A 16,587-nucleotide genomic window follows, 5' to 3' on the forward strand; every position below is an offset into this window, starting at 1 on the left:
TCCGGTCCTTCCGCTTCGAGTCCTTCATCGCCGCCCACCCCGAGCTACACCACGTGCGCACCCGAGTGAAGACCCCGGGGCAGAACGGGTCCCGTGAACGCGGCTTCGGCACGCTGAAGTACGAACGGCTCTACCTGGACGAGATCGACGACGCGATCGTGCTCGCCGAGCGGGCCGAGGACTACCGGATCGAGTACAACGAGCTCCGGCCCCACGAGGCCATCTCATGGAACCGGCCCAAGGAGGTGCACCTGGGCCTGGCCGACCCCACCACCCCGACATTCAAAACCAAGGAAATCCTGCCAACTACTTGACGCGGGACAATGTGGTGGCAGATGCTCCCGGAATCGCCGTCTTCACCCGTGGCAATGACTACGGCGTCAAAAAATCCGTAGAGTTCCTGGGTAAAGATGCCATGCGACCAGGCGACGTCTTCATCTTGAACTACCCCTACTGGTCCTCCGCACATACCTTGGATCCGTTGGTGTTCGCTCCAGTGCACGCCAAAGATGAGCTCATCGGCTTCGCGTCCTGCCGTATCCACGTCATGGACCTCAAACAGAAGAACCCCGGGTACGTACTGGATTCCACTGACGCGTATCAGGAGGGCATCGTCTTCCCCGCAAGCCGCTTATACGCCGAGGGAAAGCCGAATGACGACGTATTGAACCTGATCCGTTTCAATTCCCGCCTACCCAAACACACCATCGGTGACATCCAGGCACAGGTCTCAGCTTGCATGACCGGAGTCAAACGCATGCAGGAAGTCGCCGAGAAGTATGGAACTGAACAACTTATCCAGGCGATGGCAGACATTAACGAACACGGTGAACGTCTGGCCCGTCTTGCTCTGCAGAAGCTACCCAAAGGCACCTGGTATGCCGAAGATTTTATGGATAGCGATGGCATCGACCTCGACAAACCGGTCAAGATGGCGTGTGAGGTAACGATCACCGATGACGAGATGATCGTGGACTGGTCCCCCAGTGATCGTGACGTACCAGGACCGATCAACCTGCCCCCAGGGCAGACCGAAGCAGTCTCCAGCCTGATCTTCAAATCAATTACAACACCGGATTCACCCGTGGTGGCTGGAAACTTCGCACCGATGCGCGTAGTCACCGAAGAGGGTTCAGTGATGCATGCCGTCCATCCCATGCCTACCTTTACTCTGTGGACGGGACTCTTGGCGGGCGAAGTTATTCTGAAGGCTCTCGCACAGGGTATGCCTGACCGTATTCCAGCGTCCTCAGGCGGTGATGTCTCCTCGATGATGGGACTCGGCACCAACCCCAGAACGGGTGAACCATGGGTGGAGGCGACAAACGAGGCGGTCGGCTTCGGGGGTCATGCCGGCGGAGATGGTGAAGACGGAATTATGCACCTCTCCGAGCCCGGGTGTCGCAACAACCCAGTTGAGGTGCTGGAGCAGAAAGCTCCTCTCTTCATTGAGTCCTACGGTTATGCTCCTGACACGGCCGGAGCTGGAAAACACCGTGGTGGAGTAGGGGTCGCCCGCCACTACCGGTTCGAAGCGGACTCTACCGGAATTTGCCTGGTCTACAAGACGAAATCTCGGCCCTACGGACTCCAGGGCGGTGCGGATGCCGAACCGGCGAAAATCGTCCTAGATCAGGACACCCCCGATGAACGCATCACTGGCGGGGGGACATATCCCCGCCCTGCAGGTACCACGCTCAATAATGTTACCGGCGGAGGGGGTGGGTATGGCGATCCCCTCGAACGGGATCCCGCCCTGGTTCGCGAGGACGTGATTGACGGATTCATTAGCATCAGCAATGCCGCCAAGGCTTACGGCGTCATCATCACTGACGACTTGCTCGTCGATGAGGAAGCGACCGCTTCCGCGCGGGATGAGCTCCGAGACGCCTCCACAGTCAGCGAATAAGGCGCGGAGTGCTGCCGACGCTTACAGGGAGCAGCCGATGAGGACGGGTTCGGGGTGCAACTCGATCCCGAAGGCTTCCCGGACTCTGTCTCGAGCCGCGCGGGCCACAGTCAGCAGGTCTTCAGTGCTGGCTTTCCCCCGGTTGGTGACCGCCAGAGTGTGCTTGGTCGATAAGGAGGCCCGGCCGTCTGTCAGCTCAGCGCCGAAGCCTTTGCCACAGCCGGCACGGTCAATCAGCCAGGCGGCAGAGAGCTTCACCATCACCTCTGACTGCTCCGTCGTGCCGGCAGGGAACCGGGGGGCGTCGTCGGGCAGCTGATGAGCCAACGACGCCGGCACAATCGGGTTGGTGAAGAACGAGCCCGTTGACCACGTGTCCTGGTCCTGCGGGTCAAGCACCATCCCCTTGCCCGCCCGCAAAGCCAACACCGTGCGGCGCACCTGCTCCAGCGGGGCTCGACGGGCGTGGTCGGGGGCGTGGTCATCCAGCCCCAGCCGCCGGATCAACTCCGCGTACCGCACCGGCGCGGAGAGCTCACTGCGCTGCAGCCGCACCGTCACACTCAACACCACGTACCGGACAGACCCGCTGATCGTCGTGCGCTTAAGCATCGAATCCCGATACGCGAAACCCAACTGCTCAGCGGAGAGGGTCACCTCTGCACCTGCCGCCCGGTCCCACGCTCGAACTCGCACCAGAGTGTGGGCAACCTCGGAACCATAAGCCCCCACATTCTGTACCGGGGTGGCCCCGCAGGATCCAGGAATTCCGGCGAGCGCTTCAATCCCAGATAACCGGTTCTCCACCGCCCAGGCGACCGCCTCATCCCAGTTCTGGCCCGCAGCGAAGGTGACCTCTACGGCGTCGTCGGAGTCATGCTCCACAGTGATGCCAGTGAAACCTAGCTGCAGAACCGTGCCGGAGAACCCCTCTTCAGAGACCAGCAGATTGGATCCTCCACCGAGGACCAGGAGAGTATCGTCCCCGGCGGCGCGTACCGCCTCATCCGGCAGCGGGTGGGCCGCCAGTACCTCGCGGGCTTCCGCCGCACTGTAAGCGGTGATCCACTCCCCGGCCGGACCCCCGACCCGTGCCGTGGTGTGCTCGCGGAACGTGGTCACAGAGCGACGACAGCCTGTGTCTTGGCCAGGACTTTCTCACCAGCACTGCCTTCCCCGGGGGTGCCGGGAGCGGGCTGACTGTTCCACGCCACGGTGAGGTCCACCCTGACGGTGCCGGCTTCGGCGTCGATCTTGCCCACCTTGCCGCTGATGTTCAGCCAGGCGGTGTGCGTCTCCGGTGAGCCGGCTTCAGCGTCTGGGACCGGGACCGGTTTGGTGAACCGGGTCTGGTAGTCAACCACTGCGGCGGGGTCGCCAGCCCAGGCGGTGACCAGGTCAGCGGCCAGACCCATGGTGAGCATGCCGTGGGCGATCACTCCCTGCAACCCCACCTCACGGGCGAAACGGTCATTCCAATGGATAGGGTTGTGGTCCCCGCTGGCGGCGGCGTAGCGAATCAGGTCAGCCCGTGAGATCCCTACGGTCTGCTCACCGATGCTTTGCCCCTTCTCCAATTGGTCGATCTGCGGGCGGGTGCTCATGGTGTGGCCTCCTGGTCATCCTCGCCGCGCACCAGCAGAGAGGAGATCACTGTGGTGGTGTGCGTGCCCGCGTCGTTATGGACCTCGGTACGGGTGGTCACCATGGCGCCAGCTCCCATCACCCGGATGCGCTCCAGGGTCGTCTGGGCGGTGAGCGTATCGCCGGCTAGAACCGGGCTGTGGTGGGTGAAGCGTTCTTCGGCGTGCACCACCCGGGAGAAGTCGATACCAGCTTCGGGGTCGTTGACGGCGGCGGCCTCAGCCCGCTGGGCAACCCGCACCACGAAAGTCGGCGGGGCGATGAGGTCGCGGTGCCCCAGATCGCGGGCGGCGTCGACGTCGTGATGCGCCGGATGGTGGGCCATCACCGCTGTGGCGAACTCCCGTACGGCATCACGGCTGAGCTGGTACGGCTCCGCAGGTGGGTAGGTGTGACCTTCCCGGTCTGGGTTGACGCTCACGAGTTGCTCTTTCTGTTGCGGACAATCTGCAGGGCTTGGCGCTTGCGCAGTCCAATACCGACCAGGTGACTGAGCAGCCCGACGCCGACAAGCACCAGTCCCGTGGTGCGCAGCGTCCCCGCTAAGGATTCAGAGTCAGTAAAAGCCGCGGTGATGAGGGTCACCACCCCCAGAAAGGTGGCACCCATGCCGGTCACCAGGGCGGCACGGTACGCCGGAGTGCCGGTCGACCAGGGGTCCATCTGCGCATTTGTCATCGGCACCACATCCTACCGGTGGGCACGGATCCGAGTTAATGTCGTGTGTAGTGCCCTGGAACGGAACTGGAGCGAGGAGAGTACTGTGACGCAGTCCCCACCCAACCCCGAACAGCCCGAGGACCCGCACCGCGGAGCACCCGGTGGTCCGGGACAACCAGCAGGTGGCCCGGGTCAGCCACCGGGTGGACCCGGCCACCCCCAACAGCCGGCCGGCGGGCAACCCACACCGCCCAGCCCCAGTGAGGAACGTGGACTGGCCCTGGCCATCCACCTCGGCGGGATCCTCACCTCATTCGTCGTGCCGCTTATCATCTGGCTGATCTACCGGGAACGCAGCGCGTTCCTCGACGACCACGGCAAGGCGGCATTGAACTGGCACATCCTGCTGCTGGGCGGCTACCTCCTGGCAGTGCTGACCATGTTCATTCTCATCGGGCTGCTCATCTACTTTGCGGTGTTCGTGGTTGCGGTGGTGTTCGGTGTGATGAGCGCGATCGCCGCGAACAACGGTCAGCCGCACCGGTACCCGGTAGACATCAAGCTCATCAAGTAAGCACTCACCGTTCACAAATCAACGCCCCGGCGGGTGCTGCCTCGCCGGGGCGTTCAGTATTCGCTGTACGCGCTCAGTACTCGGCCCGCTGCATATACCTTGCTCAGCGGTCGATCTCGCCACGGATGAAGGCCTCGACCTTCTCGTAGGCGACGTCGTCGTTGTACTGCTCCGGCGGGGACTTCATGAAGTAGCTGGAGGCTGAGAGAAGCGGACCCCCAATGCCCCGGTCAAGGCCGATCTTGGCAGCCCGAATGGCGTCGATAATGACCCCAGCGGAGTTCGGTGAATCCCAGACTTCCAGTTTCAGTTCAATGGAAACCGGGGCGTCGCCGAAGTTGCGCCCCTCCAGGCGGATGAACGCCCACTTGCGGTCATCCAGCCACTGGATCCAGTCACTGGGACCGATGTGCACGTCCCTATCGGCCAGCTGCGCGGTGGTGTTAGAGGTCACCGCCTGGGTTTTGGAGATCTTCTTGGACTCCAGCCGTTCCCGCTCCAGCATGTTCTTGAAGTCCATGTTGCCGCCGACGTTGAGCTGATACGTCCGGTCCAGATGCACACCACGGGCCTGGAAGAGGTGAGCCAGTTCCCGGTGCGTGATGGTGGCACCCACCTGAGATTTGATGTCGTCACCGACAATCGGCAGCCCGGCATCAGTGAACTTCTGCGCCCATTCCTCGGTTCCGGCGATGAAAACCGGCAGGGCGTTGACGAACGCGGCACCGGCGTCGATGGCGGCCTGGGCGTAGAACCGCGCGGCCTCTTCCGAGCCCACCGGCAGGTAGCAGACCACGACGTCGACAGCGGCCTCCCGCAGGGCAGTCACCACATCCACCGGATCATAGGCGGATTCATCGATCGTCTCGCGGTAGTAGCGGCCGAGCCCGTCAAGCGTGGGGCCGCGCTGCACGGTGACACCACTGGTGGGGACTTCGGCGATCTGAATGGTGTTGTTCTCGCTGGCGATAATCGCCTCGGCGAGATCCTTGCCGACTTTCTTGTCATCGACGTCGAAGGCGGCGACGAACTCGACATCCGAGATGTGGTAATCGCCAAAACGCACGTGCATCAGGCCGGGAACGTCCTGGTCATCTGGGGCGTCCTTGTAGTACTCCACCCCCTGAACCAGGGATGCGGCACAGTTGCCGACGCCGACGATGGCAACGCGGATGGGATGATCTGACAACACGGTCTCCTTCTTAACGCGGACCTAGAAAGCCTACCGTTGATGCGCCCGCAACGCCTCCGGACCGTACAGTCTTCTTCATGACCGCCAACCGGACCGGCGGTGTATTCCTACAACAGCGCCGACGCCCAGTGGTGGAGCACACAGTTGGGGCGCGATATCCCCCGGACCGAGTGAGTACTTCAGAGTAGCTGTGGGCGGGCTCGAACCGCCGACCTCACCATTATGAGTGGTGCGCTCTAACCAACTGAGCTACACAGCCGTAAACGAAACCGCCCGCGCCGCGCAGTGACTCTGCGCTGCGCGGGCGTCTATTTCGCGAGCCCCAACCGGGAATCGATCCCGGGACCTCAGTCTTACCAAGACTGCGCTCTACCTCTGAGCTATTGGGGCAACGACAGGACACTCTATCACCGCGGAGGAAAGCCACTCAACTTCAGCGAAACCTTCCACCGAGCCCCTCACCTGGGCCCATCACAGGGATGGACGAACCCAGGTGAGGCGGACTGTCACCGACAACCCCGCAGATCAGTGCCCGGTGAGCTCAGGGGCTCAGCGGTCGCGCCAGCGGGGCTTGTCCCGCTTGGTGAAACCACCCTTGCGAGGTCCGCCCTTACGGAACCCGCTCCCTTCGTTCCGACCGCGCGGACCGTGGGGGCCGGTGTCGCGTTCGATCCGGATCAGCTCCCCGCCGATACGGGTCTTCTGCAGCGCGGACCACTGCTCGGAGGTCAGCCGCTCCGGCAGTTCCACCAGAGTGTGAGTCGGGCGGATATCGATGCTGCCGATCTGCCCACCGTGCAGCCCGGCCTCCCCGGTGATGGCACCAACCACGTGCCCGGGGTTGACCCCGTCCTTACGGCCCACCGCGATCTTGTACATCGCATTGCCCGGTCCGGCCTCGGCGGTACGGCCACGCTTCCCGCGGTCCCCAGCCTGGTGCCCCCGTCGGGAGTCTCCCCGATCGGAAGCCCCACGGTCGGAACCCATGGCAGGAGCACTCAAGTCGGCGTCGTCGTTCTCATCGAGCAGCAACGGGCGGCCTTCATGCACCAGGGCCACCAGGGCCGCGGCGACATCCTCGGCAGGAGTGTCGTGCTCGTCGACGTACCGGCTGACCAGCCCGCGGTACTCCTCCAACTCCGCGGAAGCCAGCGTCTCGGTGATCCGCTCGGAGAACCGCGCCAGACGGGAGGCGTTGACATCCTCCACGCTGGGCAGGCTCATCTGTTCGACCTGCTGCCGGGTGGCCTTCTCGATGCTACGCAGCATCCGCTTCTCCCGCGGGGTGACGAACAGTACCGCCTCCCCGGAACGGCCAGCCCGCCCGGTGCGTCCAATCCGGTGCACATAGGACTCGGTGTCCAACGGGATGTCGTAGTTGAACACGTGGCTGATGCGCTCCACATCCAGACCACGGGCGGCCACATCGGTGGCCACCAGCACGTCGATCCGGCCATCTTTGAGCTGTTCGACCATCTTCTCCCGCAGGTTCTGCGGCACGTCACCATTGATGGCGGCGGCACGGAACCCCCGAGCGCTCAATTTGGCGGCGACCTCCTCCGTGGCTGAACGGGTCCGCACGAACACAATGGCCGCCTCAGTCGGCTCGGTCTCCATGATCCGGGCCAGAGCCTCCGGCTTGGCGTGGTGTTTGATGAACACGAACCGCTGCCGGATGGTGGAGCTGGTCTGGGTGGTGGCCTTCACTGAGACCTCAACCGGGTCACTGAGGTAATCCTCGGAGATCCGGCGGATGGCCCGGGGCATGGTGGCTGAAAACAGTGCCACCTGCTTCTGCTCCGGAGTCTGGGCCAGGATTTTGTCCACCTCTTCGGCGAAGCCCATGCGCAGCATTTCGTCGGCCTCGTCCAGGATGAGGTGCTTGACCCCGCTGAGGTCCAGGGACCCTTTGGTCATGTGGTCGATGACTCGACCGGGAGTCCCGACGACGACGTCGGCCCCTCGCCGCAGCCCGTGCAGTTGGGGTCCGTAGGGGGCCCCACCATAGATGGGAAGCACGGAGATCCCGTCAGTGTGCCGGGCATAGCTGGTGAACGCCTCAGCCACCTGGATGGCCAACTCCCGGGTGGGAGCCAACACCAGGGTGCTGGGGGCGGTGCCGGTCTCCCCGGCGTCGGCGGCGCGGGCCATGTGACTCAGTGCGGGAAGGGCGAAGGCTGCCGTCTTCCCGGTTCCGGTCTGGGCAAGCCCGACGACGTCACGTCCGGCCATCAGGTGGGGGATCGTCTGAGCCTGGATGGGTGAGGGGGTCTCATACCCCATGGCTTCGACGGCCTTGAGGACCCGCTCGTCGAGCCCCAGCTCGGCGAAACGAGACCCCTGGGGTGCCTCGGTCGCCTCAGCGGCCTGGTCGGTCGTGGCGGTCTGAGTGGTCTCAGTGGTCGCAGATGCGGTCATGGTGACTCCTTGTCACATCGGGCGGCCGGGCCATCCACGTGTTCTGCTCGCGCAGGATGCTTCATCCACCGGTGCTCGAACCTCGGCTGGGCCGGGTGCATGGGCACGGCAGGATGCATCAGGTGGTATCGCTGAAGAACAGGACACGGGGATAGGGGCCGTTTTTTATCGGCTCCGGAATCGACCCGTGACAACACACACGATCTCGACCGGTCCTACCAGGGCTCGTCACGAGCCCTGCGCCGGGAGTCAGCACAGATTAACGGGATTAATCCGGAGAATGCTCCACTAGTGTACGACATGATGGGTCCGGATCCCGCATCGGCTGCTTACAGCCCGCCGAGGGCCTGTTCCAGATCCTCGATGAGATCGGCAACATCCTCAATTCCCACCGAGAGCCGCAGCAGATTCTCCGGCACCGCCAGCTCGGTGCCACGCACCGAGGCGTGGGTCATCTCATGCGGGTAGTTCATCAGGGACTCCACTCCGCCGAGTGACTCGGCAAGGATGAAGTACCGGGTGGCCTCAGCCACTTTGCGGGCTGCGGGTTCTCCCCCGGCCAATTGCAGGGAAACCATGCCGCCGAAGCCGCGCATCTGCCGGGCAGCCAGCTGGTGGTCTGGGTGGCTGGCCAACCCCGGGTAGAGCACCCGCTCGATGGCCGCATGCCCTTCGAAGTGTTCGGCGATCGCCTGGGCGTTGGCACAGTGCCGGTCCATGCGCACTGCTAGGGTCTTCAGCCCCCGGGTGGTCAAGTAGGCATCCAGCGGTCCAGAGACGGCCCCAACAGCGAACTGCTGGAAGGCGACTTTCTCGGCCAGATCGTCGTCGTTGAGCACCACTGCTCCGCCGACCACGTCGGAGTGGCCCCCGATGTACTTGGTGGTGGAGTGAACCACCACATCGGCACCCAGGGCCAACGGCTGCTGTAAATAGGGGGTGGCGAATGTGTTATCCACCACCAGCAGGGCACCACGCTCATGGGCGATCCGCGCCAATGCGGCAATATCGGTCACGTTCATCAGTGGGTTCGAGGGGGTCTCCACCCAGAGCACGGTGGCGTCGTCATGCTCCAGTTCGGCGGCGACCCGGTCGTGGTCGGCCAAGTCCAGGGGGGTGTTGGCGATCCCCCACTCCCCGTGGATCCGGGCGAAAAGCCGGTAGGTCCCCCCGTAGGCGTCATTGCCCATCACCAGGCGTTGGCCCGGACGCATCGCCGCACGGATCACCGCATCCTCTGCCGCCAGTCCCGAACCAAAACTGAACCCGTGAGCACCACCCTCCAAGGCGGCCAGCTGCTGCTGCAGGGCGGTCCGGGTGGGGTTACCGGCGCGACCGTAGTCGTACCCGTTGCGCAGGTTCCCGATGCCATCCGGCGCATAGGTGGTCGAAAAATGCACCGGGGGCACCACCGCCCCGTAGACCTCGTCCACGGCCTGGCCGGTGTGGACCGCGTGGGTGGCGAAGCGGCGGCGGGCACCCTCGGCTGTGGCGGCGTCGTCGTGATTATTCGTCAATGGTCGGCTCCTGGGTATCTGCTCCGGAGAGGTGGGCCAGTAGGTCATTGCGGGTCAGCACTCCGACGATGTCACCGTCGCGGGCCACCAGCAGCGTGGGGTTCACGCGCAGCTTGGCGAGGATCTGCGGCACTGTCTCAGTGATCCCCACCAGGGGCAAGTCATCGCGCAGGTGGTCTGCGACCACCTCATCCGGACTGGCCTGCCCTTCGATGACGTCCTCGGAGAGGTGCTCGACGTCGACAATGCCGTAGACCTCCCCGATCCGCGCCACCCGGCCCGGGTGGTCAATCACCGGAACGATGTCCACCCCGTAACGGTTCATCACCGAGACCGCCTCCCGCAGAGTGGTCTGCCGGGAGATGGAGATCACCTCCGGTAGTGCTTCGGAGAACATGTCCCGCTTGGCCTCCAGTAGATCCCCTGCCGTGGTGGTCTGCGGGTCCCGCACGCCCGTTCCGGGAGCCTGCGGAGTATTGGCCGAGCCGATCACCCCACTGCGCACCGCCTCGGTGAGTTCCTGAGAGCTCTTCACCGCCAGTTCAGTACCGGTGGATGTGGAGACCACTTCCCCGAACCCGTGGTCAATCATCCACTGGTCGTTGAAGATCTTGGCCAGGTACCCGCGCCCGGAGTCGGGCAACACGGCGACGACGACGTCGTCGGGCCCCAAATCCTTGGCGACCTTCAGTGCCGCAGAGACCGCGGTCCCCGAAGACCCGCCCACCAGTAGCCCCTCCTCCGTGGCAAGCCGCCGGCACATGGCAAAGGATTCCGCATCAGTGATCGCGTAGTGCTCATCCGGTACCGATGGGTCGTAGTTCTTCACCCAGACGTCCTCACCGACACCTTCGACAAAGTACGGCCGCCCCTCCCCGCCGGAGTAGATCGACCCGTCTGGGTCGGCAACGACCACCCGCACCGGCCCGGAGGCACGGTCTGCTGAGACCTCCTTCAGATACCGTCCGGTTCCGGTGACCGTTCCGCCAGTACCCGCCCCCACCACCAGGTGTGTGATCTTGCCTTCCGTATCGGCCCAAATCTCCGGGCCGGTGGTCTCATAGTGAGAGCCGGGCGCAGCCGGGTTGGAGAACTGGTCCGGCTTGTAACCGCCTTCAATCTCCGCGGCGAGCTGGTCAGAGATCCCGTAGTAGCTCAGCGGGGATTCGGCGTCCACTCCAGCAGGACCGACCACAACGTCAGCCCCGTAAGCACGCAGGACATCCCGTTTCTCCTGGGTCACCTTCGGCACGGTGACAAACACCGCACGGTACCCCTTCTGCTGGGCCACCAGCGCCAGCCCCACCCCTGTATTACCGGAAGTCGGTTCGACGACGACGCCACCAGGGCCCAATTTGCCGGCCTTCTCCGCCTCTTCAATCATCTTCAGCGCGATCCGGTCCTTAATGGACCCACCCGGGTTGAGGTACTCCAGCTTGACTAGCACAGTGGCTTCAATGCCTTCGGTGACGCTGTTGAGCCGCACCAAAGGGGTCCCGCCGATCAACTCCACGACGGACTCGGCGTACTTCATAACTGGCTGACGCTCCTTACCTTCCCGGGGTGTTCCGGCTCACTGGTGGTACCAGGCTACCGGGGCAGGCCTGAGGATACGCTGGACACCGACCTGAAGCGCAACACGACCCCAGCGGGCGGGGGCAGCCAGGCCGCAGATCAGACCAGGCTCGGCCGGGGTGCTGTCACGGTGGCGGCCTTCACCCGGGCCGCCAACTGGTCCAGCAGCTGGTCATCCTCCGGCAGGTGCGCCACCGCGATCCGCACCGCAGACCACCCCGGCGGCGAGGGGTAACACGAGCCAGCGACGTCGACGACGATCCCCTCAGCCGACAGCGCCAAAGCCGCCTTCTGCTCATCGGGGACCTCCACCCACACGCTCCAGCTGCCCGGTCCGCTGGACACCTCAAGCCCCGCGCGAACAAAAGCCTCCAAAGCCAGGGTGCGCCGGCGCTGATACCGACGTCGGGCACTGGCCACCTGACGGCGCTGGTCCGCAGAGGACGCCAAATGAGCAAGCATGTGCTGCAAGATCCGGCTGTGCGAACCCAAGCCCTGAGCCCGCAACTCCACTGTCCGGTCAATCAACCGCTCCGAGCCCGCCAGGATCGAGGTCCGCAAATCCACCCCGAAGACTCGCCCATAGTCCACAACCCGCAGCGTCTGCTCCGGCAACGACTCCCCCACCGAAACCGCTGGAGGTTCCGCCAACGGGCCCAAGGGGTCGTCTTCGACAACGATGACACCCGTACCGGCCAGCACCTGCCCCAGCTCCGCGGCGCGCTCAGCCGTGAGACGGTGCCGCCAAGAAAACGCCCCCGCCGGCGAGGTGACCAGGGCACGTGCCCCAGCATCAACCGCCTCACCCACCGCAGCCGGCGTCGGACCCGACTCATCGGTGTCCACCTCCACGACCTCCGCACCGAGGCGCGTGATGAGCTCCAACACCCCAGGAGAAGCCGGGGTCTCCACCGCCAAGAGTTCACCCGGCTCCACCGCCGCACGGACCGCCAGCCACAGACCCTCAGCGCCACCACCGGCCGCGACCGCCGCCTCCGGAGTGAACGGCACATCCGAGGCCACCGCCTCCCACAACTCCGCAGCCAGGTGCTCCCGGCTCCACGTGTTGATCGAAGGATGCTTCAAAGCAGCCGCAGCAGCCTCCTGCAGATCCGGCAGCAACGCTGGATCCGGACTCCCGGCGAACACATCAATACGGGCGAAACCAGGGAACTCCCCGCCAGCCTCCGCCCGTTCCAAGACCCGAGTCCCACCACGCCGACGAGTCTCCACGACCCCATCGGCACGCAACTGAGCCCACGCCTGGGCGATCGTGCCCACACTGACGCCGATCTCCTGCGCCAAATCACGCACCGTGGGCAGCCGCGTACCCGGACTGAGGACTCCATCATCGACGAGCTGATGAATCTGCTGCGCGATCCCACCCGGAGTCCGGGTACCCAGGCGCTCAGCAAGCGCGACCGCGTCAATTTCAGACATAACCCCCAGCCTAACCCCGTGACCCACCGCACGCTCACCCGATTCGGTGAAACGCTTCGCCGTCCGGTAAAGTTGTCGGGTGCCTTGTGCGCGGTACACACCGCCAGCAAGCACACATCCCGGCGGGCTACCCGAGCGGCCAAAGGGGGCTGACTGTAAATCAGCTGGCACTGCCTACGGGGGTTCGAATCCCTCGCCCGCCACGAATTTTCAAGACAGGACTGTCTTCCTGAGGGAAGACCATGGAAAATTCGTTCGCGTCATAGTCGGCGCCTGACGGCGCCTCCGACCTAAAGCCGGTGTTCAGGGTCATACTGCAGCTCTTCCGCGTGAACTGTCGGCGGCGAAGGCTTTCGCCGCCTCCGACCTGAAGACCACCCCACCGTCACAGATCAGGCGCCTGACGGCGCCTCCGGTGGGTCTATTCCAGGTTTCACCTACTGCGTAAGTCCCCGCTGAGGCCGACACACGCTTCCCCGGTGCGTATCGTGGGCCCTATGGCTACTCAGGACCTTACCGCCGAAGACTTCCAACAGACCCTCGACGAGTCTGACATCCTCCTCATCGACTTCTGGGCCGACTGGTGCGGGCCCTGCAAACAGTTCGCCCCCGTCTACGAAGAAGTCTCCGAACAGCACCCCGATGTGACCTTCGCCAAAGTCGACACCGAGGCCGAACAAGAACTCGCCGCCGCCGCGAACATCACGTCCATCCCCACTCTCATGGCATTCCGGGAGAAAGTCCTCGTTTTCGCCCAGCCCGGTGCCCTCAACGCAGAACAGCTCAACGGCGTGATCTCCGCAGTCAAAGACCTGGACATGGATGAAGTCCACAAACAGGTCGCCGAGCAGCAAAACGCCGACGACGAGCCCAAAGGCTAAGCCACTGAGGAAGCGGATCTGCCGCGGGGAAAGCGAAGGCTGGCTTCCGGGGCTGGCGGGAGCACCCCGGAGCGAAGCGGAGCGGGTGCGAGGGTCTGCCTGAGCGGCCCGCGGTCAGATCCGCTCTGAGCAAGGCCTAGCTATTCCTACCGTCCTCGGTGGTCTTCGGGGGCGAGTCTGGGGCCGTAGCGGCTCATCCGGAATCCACTGAGCACCAGCAACCGCACCACTCGCTGCCGATGCGGACGGAACGGTTCAAGCAACTGCAGCATGCCGTCGTCGTCGGTCCGCCGCCCCGTCAACGCCTCCCCGACAAAATGCGCCAGATGGTAATCCCCCACCGCCGGCAGATCCGCCGCCCCATGGGAGCGTTGCAGTGCCTCGGCCACCGTCCACGGGCCAATTCCCGCCACACTCTGTAGCCGCTCCGCGAGCTGCTCCACATCCGAGGTATCTACAGGGGTGGACGCGCCCAGCTGGTGGATGGTGCCTGCTCGATGGGCCAGGCGCTGAACCGTGCGGGACAACGGCGGCTGGACCCACAGACTGTGCCACTGCCAGGAGGCCACCGCCCGCAACTGCTCCGCAGTCAGCGGCAACCGCATCCACTCTGGGGCAGCCAGCCCCGAGGCAGAGAGCGGACGCTCCCCATACCGACGCAACAGGTTCCGCCAGGCATAGCGTGCCTGCTCATGGGTGACTTTCTGCTCCAGAGTGACCGTGACGAGCTGGTCAAACAGCGCACCCGTAGCCGGCAGCCGCAACCCCGGATGCTGCCGGCGCAGACTCGCCAACTTCAGCGAAACCCGGTCGCCTAAGGCGTCGAGTAGCATCTCCAGCTCACACCAGTCGTCATGGGCGCCCAGAATCATCGCCGCTCGATTCAGGGCCGTGTGCACCAGCGACTCCGCTGACACCGCCACACGCACCCGCACCTGAGAGGCAGTGAGCTGATCGAAACGGTAGAGCACCTGCCCCTGCCCGGCTCCTGGGTCGTCGTCGGGCCCCAGTCGCTGACACATCCATGCACCAGCTCCCGGAGTACCGCGGGCACCGCCAGGGAAATCCCCTGGATCCACCCGTACCGCAGGATCCCCAGAACCGCGCTGAAGCACCCCCAGTGTGCGGGGTAAATCATAGGGACCCTCAAAGGTCACCACAGTGTCCGCTGTCACCGAAGAAACGGGCGAAACAAGCCGAGCCGGCGTCGTCGTCATCCCCACTACTGTCGCACAGGGGCCAGACACGTCGTCCGGCCCCCTCGCCCGGGCACTGCTGGCGGCCGCTTTCGGCGTCCACAACGACAACGGCGGCCCAGCACATCACGTGCTAGACCGCCGCGGAGGTGACGAGGCCTCAGCCGCGCCCTCCTCAATGTGTCAGCTGCCCGCTAGAAGAGACGCCGAGTGGCCAAGGCGGCACCCTGGCCGAGAGCTTCGAGCTTCGCCTCAGCGATCTGCGGGTGGATACGCCCACCCAACCCACAGTCGGTGGAAGCGATGACCCGCTCGCGTCCGACTCGCTCGGCAAAGCGGGTGATGCGCTGGGCCACCAGCTCGGGATGCTCCACCACGTTGGTGGCGTGAGAAACGATCCCGGGGACGATGACCTTACCTTCGGGCAACTCCACGTCATCCCAGACGATGTACTCGTGCTCGTGACGGGCGTTGGCCGCCTCGAAGCTGTAGTACTTCGCGTTGATCTGCAACATCAGGTCCACAATGTGCTTGAACTCGATGTCGGTGGTGTGCGGACCGTGCCAGGAGCCCCAGCACAGGTGGAACCGGATCTGCTCCTCAGGGAGGTCACGAATGGCGTAATTCAGCGCGTCGATGCGCAGCTGCGTGAACTTCCGGTAGTCCTCCACTGAAGGCTCCGGGCTGATCTGGTCCCAGTTCTCCGCGATGGAGGGGTCATCGATCTGCAGGATGAGTCCGGCATCGATGACGGCCTTGTACTCTTCGCGCAGCACATCGGCCCAGGCGTAGATGTGCTTCTCGTCATCCCCGTAGTACCGGTCGGCGATCCGGGCACCCGAGCCCGGTGAGAGAGAGGTGAGGAAGCCGGTTTCATACCCGGCGGCGTCGAGGGCGGCACGGAAGTTCTCCACATCCGAACGGATCTGGTCATAGCCGGTGTACTTCAGTTCCCCGGTCGTCGCGGGGAACGGAGTAGCGGTGGAACCGGTGCCGATCCCGGTGGTGGGGTCGTTATAGGCCTCGTGGAATTTCACCCAATCGCGGCGGTTAGGGAAACTGGTCAGCTGCACATTGCCGGGGCTGGATTCCACGTGCGGCTGGCTGAAAATATCTTCACCGGTGACTTCGAGGCCATCGACTCGCTGGAAGATGTATGACCACCACGCGCCGTAATCCACCCCCTGGCTCATCGCTTTGCCGAATTCGCCATCACCGGGGACGGTCACGCCAAGCTGTTTCTGCCGGGCGACGAGGTCTTTGACCGCCGTGGAGAGCAGGGCGTCAAACTCCTCGGTGCGCTTCAGGGTGAGGCCGTCGTCTTCGAACTCACGGGCAGCGTTGGCTTCGATGAGCTCGGGGGTGCGAGGCAGGGATCCGGCGTGGGACACCAGGATCTGCTGTGTGGGGTCCTGTGAGATATCGGGCATGCGAGCCGATTCCTTTCGGTATGCGGCAGAAGGGTGCTCTCGCTTCTCGCGCGAACCGCCCTCTGCCGGTGTTTTCGTCGGTCAGAGCGGGTTCGCAGCGGTGTCCGCAGGGGCTCACTCTCGCCAGGGAGACTGTGCGGTACGGACGCGA

At 64.3% G+C, this 16,587-nt stretch carries 15 protein-coding genes and 3 tRNA genes; 5 read left to right on the forward strand and 13 right to left on the reverse strand.

The features are described 5' to 3' along the window. The coding region (locus H578_RS15255; RefSeq protein ID WP_156837276.1) for an integrase core domain-containing protein at positions 1-314 on the forward strand (314 nt) is incomplete at its 5' end. Further along, on the forward strand, positions 311-1,909 hold the full coding sequence (locus tag H578_RS14325) for a hydantoinase B/oxoprolinase family protein (RefSeq protein WP_245554959.1): 1,599 nt from the start codon (positions 311-313) through the stop codon (positions 1,907-1,909). The genes H578_RS15255 and H578_RS14325, both read left to right, overlap by 4 nt. Before the next feature lie 21 nt (positions 1,910-1,930). On the opposite strand, the gene H578_RS0108770 is transcribed toward H578_RS14325, so the two are convergent. The 4 genes from H578_RS0108770 to H578_RS16195 are packed head-to-tail and all read right to left on the reverse strand — an operon-like array spanning position 1,931 to position 4,231. Further along, the gene (locus H578_RS0108770; RefSeq protein ID WP_022873316.1) at positions 1,931-3,031 is read right to left on the reverse strand and encodes a UDP-N-acetylmuramate dehydrogenase; all 1,101 of its coding nucleotides are present in this window, start codon (positions 3,029-3,031) and stop codon (positions 1,931-1,933) included. Next, on the reverse strand, positions 3,028-3,513 hold the full coding sequence (locus H578_RS0108775; protein ID WP_022873317.1) for a MaoC family dehydratase: 486 nt from the start codon (positions 3,511-3,513) through the stop codon (positions 3,028-3,030). Before H578_RS0108775 ends, H578_RS0108770 begins: the two co-directional genes overlap by 4 nt. Continuing rightward, complete coding sequence (locus H578_RS0108780) at positions 3,510-3,974, reverse strand: FAS1-like dehydratase domain-containing protein (protein ID WP_022873318.1); 465 nt, start codon at positions 3,972-3,974, stop codon at positions 3,510-3,512. Before H578_RS0108780 ends, H578_RS0108775 begins: the two co-directional genes overlap by 4 nt. Then, positions 3,971-4,231, reverse strand: coding sequence for a hypothetical protein (locus tag H578_RS16195; protein ID WP_169558513.1), 261 nt, complete (start codon positions 4,229-4,231; stop codon positions 3,971-3,973). The genes H578_RS0108780 and H578_RS16195 overlap by 4 nt, the downstream gene beginning before the upstream one ends. Positions 4,232-4,316: 85 nt before the next feature. Here H578_RS16195 and H578_RS15655 point away from each other — a divergent pair, with 85 nt between their 5' ends. After that, positions 4,317-4,787 (forward strand): DUF4870 domain-containing protein, encoded by a 471-nt coding sequence (locus H578_RS15655; protein WP_169558514.1) that lies wholly within the window; start codon positions 4,317-4,319, stop codon positions 4,785-4,787. Between the two features lie 103 nt (positions 4,788-4,890). Here the strand turns inward: H578_RS15655 and H578_RS0108795 are convergent, their stop codons facing one another. The 7 genes from H578_RS0108795 to H578_RS14350 form a co-directional block, all read right to left on the reverse strand. Then, positions 4,891-5,976 (reverse strand): inositol-3-phosphate synthase, encoded by a 1,086-nt coding sequence (locus H578_RS0108795; RefSeq protein ID WP_028464110.1) that lies wholly within the window; start codon positions 5,974-5,976, stop codon positions 4,891-4,893. Between the two features lie 188 nt (positions 5,977-6,164). Continuing rightward, positions 6,165-6,238 (reverse strand) — tRNA-Met (locus H578_RS0108800). A gap of 59 nt (positions 6,239-6,297) precedes the next feature. Next, positions 6,298-6,369: transfer RNA gene (locus H578_RS0108805), tRNA-Thr, on the reverse strand. 159 nt (positions 6,370-6,528) lie between these two features. Then, positions 6,529-8,397: a DEAD/DEAH box helicase gene (locus H578_RS14340; RefSeq protein WP_022873322.1), complete on the reverse strand. Its 1,869-nt coding sequence runs from the start codon at positions 8,395-8,397 to the stop codon at positions 6,529-6,531. A 329-nt stretch (positions 8,398-8,726) separates the two neighbouring features. Continuing rightward, positions 8,727-9,914 carry a cystathionine gamma-synthase gene (locus H578_RS14345; protein ID WP_022873323.1) on the reverse strand — a complete coding sequence of 396 codons (1,188 nt, stop codon included), beginning with the start codon at positions 9,912-9,914 and terminating at the stop codon, positions 8,727-8,729. Then, complete coding sequence (locus tag H578_RS0108820) at positions 9,904-11,448, reverse strand: pyridoxal-phosphate dependent enzyme (protein WP_022873324.1); 1,545 nt, start codon at positions 11,446-11,448, stop codon at positions 9,904-9,906. The genes H578_RS14345 and H578_RS0108820 overlap by 11 nt, the downstream gene beginning before the upstream one ends. A 140-nt stretch (positions 11,449-11,588) precedes the next feature. Then, a complete protein-coding gene (locus H578_RS14350; RefSeq protein ID WP_022873325.1) occupies positions 11,589-12,929 on the reverse strand; it encodes an aminotransferase class I/II-fold pyridoxal phosphate-dependent enzyme in 1,341 nt (446 codons plus the stop codon). 121 nt (positions 12,930-13,050) lie between these two features. Here H578_RS14350 and H578_RS0108830 point away from each other — a divergent pair. Continuing rightward, positions 13,051-13,132: transfer RNA gene (locus H578_RS0108830), tRNA-Tyr, on the forward strand. Between the two features lie 294 nt (positions 13,133-13,426). Then, a complete protein-coding gene (gene trxA, locus H578_RS0108835; protein ID WP_022873326.1) occupies positions 13,427-13,810 on the forward strand; it encodes a thioredoxin in 384 nt (127 codons plus the stop codon). Between the two features lie 146 nt (positions 13,811-13,956). On the opposite strand, the gene H578_RS0108840 is transcribed toward trxA, so the two are convergent. Both H578_RS0108840 and H578_RS0108845 read right to left on the reverse strand, forming a co-directional pair. Continuing rightward, the gene (locus H578_RS0108840; RefSeq protein WP_022873327.1) at positions 13,957-15,027 is read right to left on the reverse strand and encodes a DNA-3-methyladenine glycosylase family protein; all 1,071 of its coding nucleotides are present in this window, start codon (positions 15,025-15,027) and stop codon (positions 13,957-13,959) included. A 173-nt stretch (positions 15,028-15,200) separates the two neighbouring features. Continuing rightward, positions 15,201-16,436 carry a cobalamin-independent methionine synthase II family protein gene (locus H578_RS0108845; protein WP_022873328.1) on the reverse strand — a complete coding sequence of 412 codons (1,236 nt, stop codon included), beginning with the start codon at positions 16,434-16,436 and terminating at the stop codon, positions 15,201-15,203. Positions 16,437-16,587 lie beyond the last annotated feature (151 nt).

The sequence above is a fragment of the Nesterenkonia alba DSM 19423 genome, assembly GCF_000421745.1.
Lineage (GTDB): Bacteria > Actinomycetota > Actinomycetes > Actinomycetales > Micrococcaceae > Nesterenkonia > Nesterenkonia alba.

Excerpts from the sequence above, each read along its gene's own strand:
- H578_RS14350 (WP_022873325.1), bottom strand. The coding sequence starts at position 12,929 with ATGTCTGAAATTGACGCGGTCGCGCTTGCTGAGCGCCTGGGTACCCGG.
- H578_RS14340 (WP_022873322.1), bottom strand. The coding sequence starts at position 8,397 with ATGACCGCATCTGCGACCACTGAGACCACTCAGACCGCCACGACCGAC.
- H578_RS0108775 (WP_022873317.1), bottom strand. The coding sequence starts at position 3,513 with ATGAGCACCCGCCCGCAGATCGACCAATTGGAGAAGGGGCAAAGCATC.
- trxA (WP_022873326.1), top strand. The coding sequence starts at position 13,427 with ATGGCTACTCAGGACCTTACCGCCGAAGACTTCCAACAGACCCTCGAC.
- H578_RS16195 (WP_169558513.1), bottom strand. The coding sequence starts at position 4,231 with ATGACAAATGCGCAGATGGACCCCTGGTCGACCGGCACTCCGGCGTAC.
- H578_RS0108840 (WP_022873327.1), bottom strand. The coding sequence starts at position 15,027 with ATGACGACGACGCCGGCTCGGCTTGTTTCGCCCGTTTCTTCGGTGACA.
- H578_RS0108845 (WP_022873328.1), bottom strand. The coding sequence starts at position 16,436 with ATGCCCGATATCTCACAGGACCCCACACAGCAGATCCTGGTGTCCCAC.
- H578_RS0108820 (WP_022873324.1), bottom strand. The coding sequence starts at position 11,448 with ATGAAGTACGCCGAGTCCGTCGTGGAGTTGATCGGCGGGACCCCTTTG.